Origin of the sequence: Spelaeicoccus albus (assembly GCF_013409065.1) — a bacterium.
In the GTDB taxonomy this organism is placed as follows: domain Bacteria; phylum Actinomycetota; class Actinomycetes; order Actinomycetales; family Brevibacteriaceae; genus Spelaeicoccus; species Spelaeicoccus albus.
In genome coordinates, this window is the sequence record NZ_JACBZP010000001.1 from 3,819,469 (window position 1) to 3,832,442 (window position 12,974).

Here is a 12,974-nt window from a genome sequence, read left to right on the forward strand (position 1 = left end):
CATCGACTTTCATCCGTGAGGATTTCCGTCGAGGCAACCTCTCTAACTTACCACTCTTGGGCCTCCGTGCCAAACTTGCTCTCGGCGAGTCCAACCGGTTTTTCCCTTGAGGGCTTTCCTACTTTAGCACCACGTTCCGGCTTCTTGCAAAGCGCCTGGTTCCCGGTCAAAAGTAGGCCGTCGACCCTGATTCTTCTCGCCCGGCCCGTGTGAAACGGTTCTGCCGGTGCGCCGTCATCGGGGCAACTCGAAAGACATTACCGGCCCGATCGACGTGGATGCAAATCGGGCTCCGGGACGCGCATCATGCGCTTTGCCGGCACACCGTCACCCCGCGTAATGCCGGCCCCGACTAGCCCGCCGGCCCCGGTGGCTCGACTGCTACCGGGTCGGCCAAGTCGGGCCTGTTCACTGCGACGCTGCCCACATCCGCGCTCACCGGGTGCCACGTCAAGCGGTCCGGCTCGGCGGCGATCTGACGGCCCAATAGATCCCCTGCGGCGTCCGTGCCGCAGCCGGGGTCCAACCATTCGTCGACATCGTCGCGCATCATCACTACCGGCATGCGGTCGTGAATTTCCGCAAGCCCCTTCTCGGCAGCCGCGGTGACGACGCTGGCGCTGACGAGCCACCGGTCCGGATCGTCGTCGGGCTTGGAGCGGTCCTTCCAAAATTCGAAGACGCCGGCGAACAGCAACGGCTCGTCTGCACGCGCGTGGATGAAGTACGGCTGTTTCTTTTTCGCGCCGGATATTTTCTGCCACTCGTAGTAGCCGGCGGCCGGGATGACGCAGCGGCGCTTGGCGAACGCCGCCCGGTACGCCGGCTTTTCGGCAATTGTCTCGCTGCGCGCGTTGAACATCCTTGCTCCGACCGACGGGTCCTTAGCCCATCCCGGCACCAGGCCCCACCGGGCGATTTCCAGCCGACGCGTGACGCCGTCGTCCTCGGCGTCTGCTTTCGCGCCGGATGGTTTCCGATCGGCCACGATGTACAGCTCACTGGTCGGCGGCACGTTCCACGAGGGCGCAAGCCGACGAGCCGGGGCGACGGCGCAGTCCAGTTCAGCGATCAAATCATCGACGTTGAGGCTCAAGTTCATTCGGCCGCACATAGGCCAAGCGTGCCATGCGCCGGCGGGGAATTCGACGCTCATGCGGTAATTTCGTCATAACGACTTTCGAAAGGCCCCTTATGACCGCCCCGCATCACCGCGACCCGATCGATGAGTCCCGGCGGCAATGGATTGCGCACGGCTGGGAAGACGTCGCGGACGGGATGACCCTCGTGACGTCGCTCATGCGCGCCCATCAGATCATGCTGGCCCGGGTCGACGCGGTATTGCGCCCGCTCGGCGTCACGTTTGCCCGTTATGAACTGCTCATGCTGTTGACGTTCTCCCGCACCGGTGCCCTGCCCATGTCCCGCGTGAGTGAGCGGTTGCAGGTGCATCCCACTTCGATCACGAACGGAGTCGACAGGCTCGAGAAGGCGGGCTTGGTGCGGCGCCGCCAGCACCCGCGCGACGGCCGCACGACTCTGGTGGAGATCACCGACGCCGGCAGTGAGCTCGCCGAGCGCGCGACGAACGGCCTCAATTCCGAGGTGTTCGCCTCCCCCGGCCTGCCCAAGGGTGACCTCGACATGGTCTTGAAGCTGCTCGCCGAGCTGCGCCGGGCCCCGGAGAGTGACCTGTAACGCCCTATCACTCCGGTGATGTGGCGGTTCTTTGCCGCTGACTGTCGGCGACGACCGCCGCCGGCACGGTCGGCTGTCAGTGCCGGTAAGTCCTCCGTCAGCGCGCCGTAAGCCGAAGCCCTCACGGTTGGTGATGTCGCACCCGCTTACCAATCGAAAGGAGCCGGTTCATGCTCGACACCCAATCGCCGTCCGGCCCGGACATGCTGAGTCAACCCGGACAGGCCCAACCCGGACAGACCCAGCCCGGACAGACCCTCGCCATCGAGGCGCGCGGCCTCACCAAGGACTTCGGCGCGTTCCGCGCCGTTGACGGCGTCGACCTGCGCGTTCAAGCCGGAACCGTCTACGGGGTCCTCGGCCCCAACGGCGCCGGCAAGACCACGACCATCCGAATGCTTGCCACGCTTTTGCGACCGGACGCCGGCGACGCCCGGATCTTTGGCCATGACGTTGTGGGCGAGGCGCACGTCGTCCGGTCCCTGATCGGCGTTACCGGCCAGTATGCGTCGGTCGACGAAACGCTCAGCGCCACCGAGAACCTCGTCTTGTTCTCGCGTTTGCTCGGGCTCTCGCGGGCCGAGGCCCGCCGCAAGTCAGCGTCACTGCTCGACGAGTTCGGACTCACGGCAGCGGCCAAGCGGCCGCTGGGGAAGTTCTCGGGCGGCATGCGCCGGCGCCTCGATCTTGCCGCGAGCCTGATCAGCCAGCCGCCGCTGATCTTCCTGGACGAGCCCACGACCGGACTCGACCCGCGCACGAGAGCGCAAATGTGGGACACGATCCGCCGACTCGTCGCCACCGGCTCGACAGTGCTGTTGACCACGCAAATGCTCGACGAAGCCGACCAGCTGGCCGACCGGGTCGCGGTCATCGACAAAGGCACGGTGGTGGCCGAAGGCACCCCCGACATGTTGAAGGAATCGGTCGGCGTCTCCTCGCTGCAGCTCCGGCTCACCGAACCGGCCATGCTGCCCGCCGCCGCCGACCTGCTTGAAAACGTACTGGCCGTTCCCGCCGCACTGTCGCCCGAGGCCGGGGCCCTGACCGCTCCCCTTCAGGATGCCGGAAAGGTCGCCGACTTGCTTGTCGCTCTCCGCGATCGCGGCATCGCGGTCGCCCAGCTCTCCGTCCAGAAGCCCAGTCTCGACGAGGTCTTCCTGACCTTGACCGGACACGCGGCCGCTGACGAACCAACAGACGAAGATATGGAGGTCGCCTCATGACGACTGTGATTCCCACCCCCGCACCATCCGCACCGCCCGGATCGGCGCAGTCGTTCCCGACCGCGCCCGACAACCGCGTGAGCGTGGCACAGACCGTTCGAAATTCGCTGTCGATGGCTTGGCGCGGGCTGCTCAAGGTCCGCCGCACTCCCGAACAGCTCTTCGACGTGACGCTCCAGCCGATCCTTTTCACCTTGATGTTCACGTACATCTTCGGCGGCGCCATCTCGGGCGATATCTCGAGCTATCTGCCCATCGTCATTCCGGGCATTCTCGTCCAAACCGTCATCACGACGTCGGTCGTCACCGGCGTGCAGCTCCGCGAGGACATGGACAAGGGCGTATTCGACAGATTCAAGTCCCTGCCGATCGCTCGTATCGCACCGCTTGCCGGTGCGCTGCTCGCCGACACCCTCCGGTACGCCATCGCCACCACGTTGACGTTCGTCACCGGGTACGTCTTGGGTTATCGGCCCGACGGCGGTATCGGGTTTGTCATAGTCGCGGGTCTGCTGGTGATCGCGTGCGCGTGGGCCCTGAGCTGGATCTGGGCGTTCTTCGGAGTCGTAGCCCGCACGGCGTCGAGCGTGCAAGGCATCTCCATGATGGTGATGTTCCCGCTGACGTTCTTGTCCAACGCGTTCGTCCCGGCGAGTTCGCTTCCCGGATGGCTGCAGGCTTTCGTGCGGTTCAACCCGGTGTCGCATCTCGTGTCTGCCGTCCGGAGCATTGCGGGCAACGGCCAGTTCGACATCAATGTGGTGTGGGCGCTGGTCGGCGCGGCCGCCGTCGTGGCGTTCTTCGCGCCCTTGGCCGTTCGCGCGTATATGCGCAAGGTCTGATCGGTCAGCGGATCGGATACAGCAGCGGGTCGGCGAGCAGTTCGTCGGCCCGCTGGACGGCGTCGTTCGGTGCCGTCCCCTCGTGTCGCCGATACATCGCGGAAACTCGTTCGACGCCGTGATCGGCTTCGAGCTTGGCGAAATGCCTGGCGTGGTTCATGGACGGCGAGTCCTGGCGGGCGTGCATTCGCCCGGCCACGATGACGAGTTCGATGCCGATCGACGCGATCCGGTCGATCGCAGCTGCGTCAAAGCCGGCACCGGCCAGATAATTCCCCGCCGGAGGCGACGCCAGCCAAGCCCCGATGGCAAGGAGCACCATGCCGCTGGCCGGTTTGTCGACATAACCGGGCATCAGGCGCCTGACGGCGCGAGTGCGGGACCGGAATCTGCGCACATATCCGGCCAAGTACTCTTGGTCGTCCGAGTCGTAAAGGACGTGAGCCGTGATCGCCGACGCCGCCATGATCGGCCACCACATCGAGTTGCGCGGCGGAGCAGCCTGACCGGCGGCCTGTCGGTACTCCGCCAGTCCCTCCGCAATGTGCCCGCGCGCGAGCTCGGCTTCGGCGATGGTGGTGGCGGCGAGCATGCCGGTACCACCGGACGTATCGCCGTCATGGTCGCCGCTGGATGCCACTATTTCGTCCACGACCCCGACACCGCCGTCGATGTCGCCGATCGCGATCATGCTCATGGCCTGCAGCCAACGTTGTTGCAGCACGTCCGAGTCCGCGTGGAAGAGCCGCAGGATGTCGACGGCCTCGGCCGAGCTCGTCAAGGCGTCGGCAGGGCGTGCGCCCTGGCTGTAGAGTTCGGCGAGCGTTTGCGCGGACATTGCTTGCAGCCACAGGTTCTCGGTTCGAGCCGCGAGCCGGTGTGACTCGAGCGCGTACGTCAGCGCGTCGTCCATCGCCCCTTCGTTCTCGGCTCCGTGGGCCGAGAGAATGTTCGCCAACCCGCGAGTTTCGACGTCCGCCGCGCCCCGTAGCAGGGCAAGCTTGGCACTGAGCCGCGCACCGTCCGGGATGGTCTCCACCAGCTCGCCCATCGCACGAGCGTGCGCCGTGATCGGCAGATCGGACGTCAGGCAGCGTCGGATCAGCAGCCGCGCCCGGGCAAGATCCCGAAAGCCGCCAAAGAGCAATGACACGGTGCCGGAGATTGCGGCCATCATGATGGCCGCATCCACGCTCTCGGCTTTCGGCGTATATCTCGACGTCCCGGCCAACAAGTCGCCGGCGAGAGACGCCACGTCCGTGTGGGATCCGCGCTGCATCCAAAATCCGACGAGAGCTGCCCCGATGCACACTACGGCGTCGACATCCTCGGCCTCCTGCGCCCAGCGCAAGATTGTCACGAGATTGTCGTCCTCCATCTGCATGCGCCTGCTGCTTTCGAGCTGCCGTGCCGTCAGGCCGCCGCCCGCCGTCGCCAATGCGAACCCCGCGCCCCAGTCGATCATGGCGTTTTGGACGGCGAGATCCTCGCCGGCGTCGCCGAGCGCCATCTCGCCGAATTCACGCACGGTTTCAAGCATCCGGAAACGTACCCCGTCGACGCTTTCGGTCAAGCTCAGCAACGACTGGTTCACCAATGCGTCCAGCGCGGCGTCGACGTCGATCGCGTCGTCCAATGCCGCCACCGCGCGGGCCGCGTCGGCCGAGAACCCGGCCGGGAACCGTGCCAGGCGCCGCATCACGCTCTTTTGCGCATCCGTGAGCAGGTTCCAGCTCCAATCGATCACCGCCAGCAGCGTGCGGTGTCGCGCCGGCGCCGAGACGTCGGATCCGGTCAAGAGCGAAAAGCGCCTGTCGAGGCGGCGTTCGATGTCCTCCACGCTCATCGCGCGCACCTTCACGGCGGCCAGCTCGATGGCCAGCGGGAGGCCGTCCAGGCGAGCGCACAACCGCTCCACCGGCGCGTCGTCCAACTTCACCGTGGGACGTGCGGCAAGCGCGCGCTCACGAAACAGCCGGGTGGCCGGTGATCCTTCATCGGGTCCGTACCCGAGCGTGCCGAGCTGGTAGACGTGTTCGCCGGCGATGCCCAACGGCGAGCGCGACGTAGCCAACACCGTCAGATCCGCGACGGCGCCGAGAAAATCCGCCGTCAGCCGGGCGACCGCATCCGAGACGTGCTCGCAGTTGTCAATGATCAAAAGGGTGCGCTGCTCTCGTAGCCGGTCGGCCAGCCTGCTGCCGAGATCGGAGAGCACGGCCGGTTGTGCCAGCCGTTTGGTCATCGTCGACTCGCGGATTCCGAGCGCCGCAGCGAAGGCCGACACGACATCCTCGTCCGTCCGCACGCTGGCCAGCGCGATCAACACGACGCGCGGCGTTCCGGCAGCATGCGCCCGCAACCCGATCTCATGGGCCAGCCGCGTCTTCCCGAGCCCGCCGACGCCCAAGATCGTCGTCAGGCGCACCGAGGACAGCAGCCGGTTCACGGCGTCAATATCGCCATCGCGGCCGATCAGCGCGGTCGGCTCACTGCGCACTCCCACCATCGACGATGCGGCGGGGCCCGGCTGCCGCGGCACGTCGTCGGCCAGCAACATGCGCTGGACGGCGGCGAGGTCGTTCGACGGCGCCAAGCCCAGTTCGTCGCGCATGGCACGATCGAGCAGCCGGTAATGCTCAAGCGCCGCCGCGGTCCGACCTGCGCCGTGCAGGGCGCGCAAGTAGGCGGCTTGCGCCGTCTCGTCGAACCGGGCTCCTTCGATGATCGAGGCGGCCAATTGCTCGGCCGCGTCGAAGGCGCCGGTCTCGAGCAGGCACGTCAGTTCCAAGCTCGTCGCATATTTCCGTGACGCTTGGATGGCGGCGTCGATGTCGCTTTTCAGGACATCCGTGAGCCCCTCGTCGAGTTCGCCCGTGCCCAAGAGGCGTCCGGCTTCGGCGAGCAGCCGCAGTGCATGCCCGAATTCCCCGGCCGCCGCGGTGCCGTCCGCCTTGTCGACCAGTGCCCGATATTGAAAGACATCGATCGCCCCGTCGTCGATGCCGAGCCGGTACCCGCTCGGATGCGTCACAAGCACGCCGTCCGCGCAGACGTTCCGGGTACGGGAGACAAGCGTATGCAGTGCTGCTTTGCTGGGCTCCTCGCCGTCCCAGATGTCCCGGGCCAGGCTGGAGCGCGACACCACGCGGCCACGAGCCAGGGCAAGGGCGACCAAAAGCGACTTCGCGCGCCGTCCGGCGGGTTCGATCAGTGTGCCGTCACGGCCTTCGACGAGCACCGGCCGGAGAATCACCAGGCGCGGAGGTTCGTATTCGGGCACGCTGGCAACTCTAGTGGAATCGGCATGCGGCGGCATCCCCTTTGAAATACTTGGACGTCCTACTTATGCTGGAGGGAGAAGAAACCGCGTCGCCCGCTTTGCGTACGTGCCGCGCGGCCGCGCCCCGCCGGGCGTCGCCGACCGATAACCAGACAAAGGATGTGCCATGGCCATGCACTCGGCGTCGCCGCTGACGTTCGGGCTCACCAAGGACCAGCAGGAACTGTCCGCGATGACCCGGGATTTCGCGGACGAACAGCTCGCCCCCTTCGCCCTCGACTGGGACCGGGACCACACGTTTCCGGTGGACACGCTCCGCAAGGCCGCCGAACTCGGCATGGGAGCGATCTACGTGCCGGAGGACCACGGCGGCTCCGGGCTGACCCGCTCGGACGCGGCAGTCATCTTCGAAGCGCTCGCCACCGGCGACCCGGCAGTCGCGGCATACATCTCGATCCACAATATGGTCGCCTGGATGGTCGACAAGTACGGCGACGACGCGCAGCGCGCCGCCTGGCTCGATCGGCTCGGCTCGATGGACATGCTCGGCAGCTATTGCCTGACGGAGCCGGGCGCGGGGTCGGATGCCGCCGCGCTCAAGACGTCCGCACGCCGCGACGGCGACGACTACGTGCTCAACGGCGTCAAGCAGTTCATCTCGGGTGCCGGTGAGACGGACATTTATCTGGTGATGGCCCGCACCGGGCAGGACGGCGCGCGCGGCATCAGCGCGTTCATCATCGAACGCGACACCGACGGGCTGTCGTTCGGCGCCAATGAGCACAAGATGGGGTGGCGTGCGCAGCCGACCCGGCAGGTCATCTTGGAAAACGTGCGGGTGCCGGCGGCCAATATGCTCGGTTCCGAAGGGCAAGGGTTCAAGATCGCCATGTCCGGCCTGAACGGCGGGCGGCTGAATATCGGCGCTTGCTCGATCGGCGGCGCGCAAGCTGCCTTGGAGAAAACTATCGACTACACGTCCGAGCGGATGGCGTTCGGGTCGGAACTGCGCGACTTCCAAGCGCTGCGCTTTCGCATCGCTGATATGCAGACCCGCCTCGAGACGGCCCGGTCGTTGCTATGGCGAGCGGCCGGAGCCGTGGACGCCGGCGACCCGCGCGCGACCGAACTCGTGGCCATGGCCAAGTTGACGGCCACCGATGCCGGCTTCGACGTGGCCAACGAGGCTTTGCAGTTGCACGGCGGATACGGTTACCTGACGGAGTACGGTATCGAGAAAATCGTGCGGGATCTGCGCGTGCATCAGATTCTCGAAGGCAGTAACGAAATCATGCGCGTGATCATCTCCCGCAAATCGACTGGAGTGAACTAATTGACGTCATCGACCGGAGCCGCCGAGTCCCCCTCAGCCGATCATCACCGCGAACACGGCACGGCCGCGCGTGAGCCCGGGCGACGGGCCGGTGACGAACTCCTGCACGGCGTGACCGGCGGCTTGGCACGGCTGACCTTGAACCGGCCGCGGGCCATCAATGCGCTCACCGAGCCCATGATCATGGACATCGCGTCCGCACTCGACGACTGGGCGACCGATGACGACGTCCATGCCGTGCTGATCGACGGCGCCGGCGAGCGCGGCCTGTGCGCGGGCGGCGACATCCGCGCCATTTACGAGGATGTGAAGGCGGCCGGATCGGCATCGATCGGATTCTGGCGCCACGAGTACCGGATGAACGTCAGGATCGCCGAATTCCCGAAGCCGTACATCGCACTGATGGACGGCATCACGATGGGCGGCGGCGTCGGCGTCTCCGCGCACGGCAGTGTCCGCGTTGTCACCGAACGGTCGAAGATCGGCATGCCGGAGACGGGAATCGGGTTCGCCCCGGATGTCGGCGGCACGTATTTACTGGCGCGAACGCCCGGCGAGATCGGTACGCATCTGGCTCTCACGGCCGGCGTCATGGGCCCGGGCGACGCCATCGCGTGCGGCTTTGCCGACCATTTCATTCACTCCGACGACGTACCGGCATTCATCGATGCCGTGGCCGCCGATCCGGCGCGGGCAGTCGCCGTCGCCGCAGAAATGGCAACCGATCCACCAGCCGCCGCTCTCGCCGGCGACCGCGAGTGGATCGACGAGTGCTATTCCGCCTCGAGCGTCGAAGACATTCTTCGGCGGCTCGACGCGCACTCCCATCCCGACGCAGCCGATGCGGCGTCCGCGATCCGGGCGAAGTCCCCCACCTCAGTCAAGGTGACGTTTGCCGAATTGCGCGCGGCGCGAGGCCGCTCGCTGCGCGCTGCCATCGAACAGGAATTCCGCGTGTCTTCCGCGCTGACCGGCAGGCCCGATCTGGTCGAAGGCATTCGCGCACAGGTCGTCGACAAGGACCGAAATCCGCGCTGGTCGCCCGCCGCATTGGACGACGTCAGTGCCGACCAGGTCGCGTCGATTCTCGACACCCACGTAAAGGAGTCAGTGCTCTCATGACCGAAACACTCCGCGTTGATCGCGACCCGGCCGGCTACGCGCTTGTCACGCTCGATCGACCCAAAGCCCTCAATGCGCTCAATCTGCAGACGCTGAACGAGGTCGTCACCGCTTTCGCCGAGCTGGACGCCGATCCATCGGTCTCAGTCATCGTGATCACCGGCTCTGAAAAGGCCTTTGCCGCCGGCGCCGACATCAAGGAAATGAAGGACATCACCTTTTCCGAGGCGTACGCCAGCGACTGGTTTGCCGGCTGGGACGCCGTCAAGCGAGTGCGCAAACCGATTATCGCGGCGGTCTCCGGCTTTGCACTCGGAGGCGGCTGCGAATTGGCCATGATGTGCGACATCCTCTTGGCGTCCGATACCGCGAAATTCGGCCAGCCCGAGATCAAGCTGGGCGTACTGCCGGGAATGGGCGGTTCGCAGCGGCTGACTCGGGCCGTGGGCAAGGCCAAGGCCATGGACATGTGCCTGACCGGACGAACCATCGACGCCGAGGAAGCCGAACGGGCCGGCCTGGTCTCCCGGATCATTCCAGCCGACGAACTGCTCGACGAGACCAAGAAGATCGCCACCGAAGTGGCAGGCATGTCGACGCCCGCCACCATGATGGTCAAGGAATCGATCAACCGCTCCTTTGAAACGTCGCTTTCGGAGGGAATCCTGTTCGAACGGCGGGTCTTTCACGCAACGTTCGCCACGCACGATCAGTCCGAGGGCATGGCGGCGTTCGCCGAAAAGCGCAAGCCGAACTTCACCGACTCCTAGCCGATCGGGCGCGCACCGCTCGGCTTCCGCTCCGTGCCGCCCTCACGGTAAAACGCGGTGTGGCGTCGGGAACGCCCCGTTAGAACGGGGCGTTCCCGACGCCACACCGCGTTTTACGCGCGGACCTTAGCCGGCTTGTTTCTTGGGCGCGTATGTCGCCTCGTCCGAAATGTCGCTGCGCGAACGGTCCTTCAAAAGCTTCAACGCAATGAGCGTGATGATCGCCGACACCAGGATGTACACGGAGACGGCGTAGCCGGTACCGAAGGTGTGAATCAACCAGGTGGCGATCAACGCCGCAGGGCCCCCGGCGATGATCGACGACAGCTGGTACCCGAGCCCGGCACCCGTGTACCGCAGGTTCGTTGGGAAGCTCTCGGCGATGATCGAGGCCTGCGGCCCGTATTGCATGGCATGCGGTATCAGGCCCAGACACACTGCGATGAACGCGAGCCAGCCGACGCCGCTGTCAAGCAGGGCGAAGTAGATGAACCCCCACACGCCCATGATCGACGCGCCCCACATGTAGATCTTCTTCCGCCCGATCGTGTCGGACAGGCTGCCGAATACCGGAACCAGGATGAACTCGACGCCGGCGGCGATCAGCGTACCGATCAACACGAAGTTGTACGAGTAACCGTGCTCCTTGTTCGTCATGTACGACAAGACGAACGCGGTGACCACGTAAAACGGCATTTGCTCGGACATACGCAGCAGCGCCGAGAGGATGATCTCCTTGGGGAAGCGCTTGATGACCTGCAGCAGCGGGGCGGCCTGCGTCTCCTTGGTCTTGACGACCTTGGCGAACATCGGAGTTTCCAAGATCTTCAGACGAATATAGAGGCCGATGCCGACAAGAACGAGGCTGAGCAGGAACGGGATGCGCCAGCCCCACGAGATAAAGGCGTCCGACCCCATGATGCCGTTGAAGATCGCCATCAGCGCGGTGGAGAGAATGAGCCCGATAGCCACACCGAGCTGGGGCCAACTGCCCATCAGCCCGCGCTTCTTTTGATTGCCCCATTCCATCGAAAGCAGCACCGATCCGCTCCATTCGCCACCGACGGCGATGCCTTGCAGCAGTCGGAGCAGGATCAAGATCAACGGTGCGGCATCGCCCCACGTTCCCGATCCGGGGAGCACGCCGATGAGAGCGGTGGAGATGCCCATCATGAGCAGCGTCACGATGAGCATGACCTTACGGCCTATCCGGTCACCCCAGTGGCCGAAGATGGCTGCGCCCACCGGGCGCGCCAGGAACCCGACGAAGTAGGTGGCGAACGATTCGATTGTTCCGATGTACGCCGAGGAATTGGGAAAGAACAGATGAGGGAAGACTAGTGCCGCGGCAGTGCCGTAGAGGAAGTAGTCGTACCACTCGACGGTGGTGCCGATCGTGCTGGCAACCGCCGCTCGTCGAACCTGCTTCTTTTGGTCGACCGTTGCCGGAATGAATTCGTCCGCACTGGACATCGTTGTCACACTTTCGTTTCAAAGGGATTCAGCAGAATTAGCGTAACCCCAGAAAACGATTTGCGGAGGATTTTTCTTCGGCGTGTTCAACAATCTTGGGCGGCGGATCGGGGTACGTGACGGCACCCTTTTCACCGGCGGAACGCTAGACACCCCTCCGGCCCGCACTGTGCACTGCGGGCCGGAGGGGTGTCTCGATGCGCCGGGTCAGAAGTCCCAGTCGTCGTCTTCGGTGTTCTCGGCCTTACCGATCACGTAGGACGAGCCCGATCCGGAGAAGAAGTCGTGGTTCTCGTCGGCGTTCGGTGACAACGCCGAGAGGATCGCCGGGTTCACATCGGTTTCGGTCGAAGGGAACATCGCCTCGTAGCCCAGGTTCATCAGCGCCTTATTGGCGTTGTAGTGCAGGAACCGCTTGACGTCCTCGGTCAACCCGACGCCGTCGTAGAGGTCTTGCGTGTACTGGACTTCGTTTTCATACAGCTCGAACAGTAGATCGAACGTGTAGTTCTTGATCTCGTCACGAGTAGCCGTATCTTCTTTCTCAAGCCCCTTTTGGAACTTGTACCCGATGTAGTATCCGTGCACGGCTTCGTCGCGGATGATCAGGCGAATCAGATCGGCGGTGTTCGTCAGCTTGGCGTGCGACGACCAGTACATGGGCAGGTAGAAACCGGAGTAGAAGAGGAACGACTCCAGCAACGTCGAGGCGACCTTGCGCTTGAGCGGTTCGTCCCCGCGATAGTAGGACAGGACGATCTCGGCCTTGCGCTGAAGGTTTTGATTCTCCACCGACCAGCGGAACGCGTCGTCGATTTCGCGTGTGGAGCACAACGTCGTGAAGATCGACGAGTACGACTTGGCATGCACGCTCTCCATGAACGCGATGTTCGTGTACACGGCCTCCTCGTGCGGCGTGACCGCATCGGGGATGAGACTGATCGCCCCGACGGTGCCTTGAATCGTGTCCAGCAGCGTCAGGCCCGTGAACACGCGCATGGTCAGCTGGCGTTCTTCCGGGGTCAGGGTGGCCCAGGACTGCACGTCGTTGCTCAGCGGCACCTTTTCCGGCAGCCAGAAGTTTCCGGTGAGCCGATCCCACACCTCGGCGTCCTTTTCATCCTGGACGCGATTCCAGTTGATCGCCGATACGTGGTCGACGAGCTTGAGTTTTTCGGGCACTTGTCTTCAATCTCCTCGTTGTGCTGGTTCTCCGTGGCGCCGGAC

10 protein-coding genes are annotated in these 12,974 nt (G+C 64.8%); 6 read left to right on the plus strand and 4 right to left on the minus strand.

Going from position 1 to position 12,974, the window contains the following annotated elements; genetic code table 11:
• Positions 1 to 352: 352 nt before the first annotated feature.
• The gene (locus BJY26_RS17700) at positions 353 to 1,156 is read right to left on the minus strand and encodes an SOS response-associated peptidase (RefSeq protein ID WP_237248907.1); all 804 of its coding nucleotides are present in this window, start codon (positions 1,154 to 1,156) and stop codon (positions 353 to 355) included.
• A 38-nt stretch (positions 1,157 to 1,194) separates the two neighbouring features.
• Here BJY26_RS17700 and BJY26_RS17705 point away from each other — a divergent pair, with 38 nt between their 5' ends.
• The 3 genes from BJY26_RS17705 to BJY26_RS17715 all read left to right on the plus strand — a co-directional run bounded on the left by BJY26_RS17705 (position 1,195) and on the right by BJY26_RS17715 (position 3,766).
• Positions 1,195 to 1,698, plus strand: a complete 504-nt coding sequence (locus BJY26_RS17705; RefSeq protein WP_179429495.1) for a MarR family winged helix-turn-helix transcriptional regulator — start codon at positions 1,195 to 1,197, stop codon at positions 1,696 to 1,698.
• Between the two features lie 203 nt (positions 1,699 to 1,901).
• Complete coding sequence (locus BJY26_RS17710; protein WP_179430054.1) at positions 1,902 to 2,924, plus strand: ATP-binding cassette domain-containing protein; 1,023 nt, start codon at positions 1,902 to 1,904, stop codon at positions 2,922 to 2,924.
• Positions 2,921 to 3,766, plus strand: a complete 846-nt coding sequence (locus BJY26_RS17715) for an ABC transporter permease (RefSeq protein WP_179429496.1) — start codon at positions 2,921 to 2,923, stop codon at positions 3,764 to 3,766. Before BJY26_RS17710 ends, BJY26_RS17715 begins: the two co-directional genes overlap by 4 nt.
• A 4-nt stretch (positions 3,767 to 3,770) precedes the next feature.
• On the opposite strand, the gene BJY26_RS17720 is transcribed toward BJY26_RS17715, so the two are convergent.
• Entirely contained in the window at positions 3,771 to 7,049 is a 3,279-nt protein-coding gene (locus tag BJY26_RS17720) for an ATP-binding protein (RefSeq protein WP_179429497.1), read from the minus strand.
• A gap of 166 nt (positions 7,050 to 7,215) precedes the next feature.
• Here BJY26_RS17720 and BJY26_RS17725 point away from each other — a divergent pair, with 166 nt between their 5' ends.
• From BJY26_RS17725 to BJY26_RS17735, 3 genes are read left to right on the plus strand one after another with little or no spacing between them, the layout of a single operon-like run.
• The gene (locus tag BJY26_RS17725) at positions 7,216 to 8,382 is read left to right on the plus strand and encodes an acyl-CoA dehydrogenase family protein (RefSeq protein ID WP_179429498.1); all 1,167 of its coding nucleotides are present in this window, start codon (positions 7,216 to 7,218) and stop codon (positions 8,380 to 8,382) included.
• Positions 8,383 to 9,504, plus strand: a complete 1,122-nt coding sequence (locus tag BJY26_RS17730) for an enoyl-CoA hydratase/isomerase family protein (RefSeq protein ID WP_237248906.1) — start codon at positions 8,383 to 8,385, stop codon at positions 9,502 to 9,504.
• The gene (locus tag BJY26_RS17735) at positions 9,501 to 10,274 is read left to right on the plus strand and encodes an enoyl-CoA hydratase (protein WP_179429499.1); all 774 of its coding nucleotides are present in this window, start codon (positions 9,501 to 9,503) and stop codon (positions 10,272 to 10,274) included. Before BJY26_RS17730 ends, BJY26_RS17735 begins: the two co-directional genes overlap by 4 nt.
• A gap of 126 nt (positions 10,275 to 10,400) precedes the next feature.
• Here the strand turns inward: BJY26_RS17735 and BJY26_RS17740 are convergent, their stop codons facing one another.
• Together BJY26_RS17740 and nrdF are read right to left on the minus strand one after the other, a co-directional pair.
• Positions 10,401 to 11,747 (minus strand): MFS transporter, encoded by a 1,347-nt coding sequence (locus BJY26_RS17740; protein WP_179429500.1) that lies wholly within the window; start codon positions 11,745 to 11,747, stop codon positions 10,401 to 10,403.
• Positions 11,748 to 11,954: 207 nt separating this feature from the next.
• Entirely contained in the window at positions 11,955 to 12,929 is a 975-nt protein-coding gene (gene nrdF, locus BJY26_RS17745; protein ID WP_179429501.1) for a class 1b ribonucleoside-diphosphate reductase subunit beta, read from the minus strand.
• Positions 12,930 to 12,974 lie beyond the last annotated feature (45 nt).

What these genes read in the sequence shown, in the direction of transcription:
- BJY26_RS17700 (WP_237248907.1), bottom strand. Translation starts at nt 1,156, where the DNA reads ATGAGCGTCGAATTCCCCGCCGGCGCATGGCACGCTTGGCCTATGTGC.
- BJY26_RS17705 (WP_179429495.1), top strand. Translation starts at nt 1,195, where the DNA reads ATGACCGCCCCGCATCACCGCGACCCGATCGATGAGTCCCGGCGGCAA.
- BJY26_RS17710 (WP_179430054.1), top strand. Translation starts at nt 1,902, where the DNA reads ATGCTGAGTCAACCCGGACAGGCCCAACCCGGACAGACCCAGCCCGGA.
- BJY26_RS17715 (WP_179429496.1), top strand. Translation starts at nt 2,921, where the DNA reads ATGACGACTGTGATTCCCACCCCCGCACCATCCGCACCGCCCGGATCG.
- BJY26_RS17725 (WP_179429498.1), top strand. Translation starts at nt 7,216, where the DNA reads ATGGCCATGCACTCGGCGTCGCCGCTGACGTTCGGGCTCACCAAGGAC.
- BJY26_RS17735 (WP_179429499.1), top strand. Translation starts at nt 9,501, where the DNA reads ATGACCGAAACACTCCGCGTTGATCGCGACCCGGCCGGCTACGCGCTT.
- BJY26_RS17740 (WP_179429500.1), bottom strand. Translation starts at nt 11,747, where the DNA reads ATGTCCAGTGCGGACGAATTCATTCCGGCAACGGTCGACCAAAAGAAG.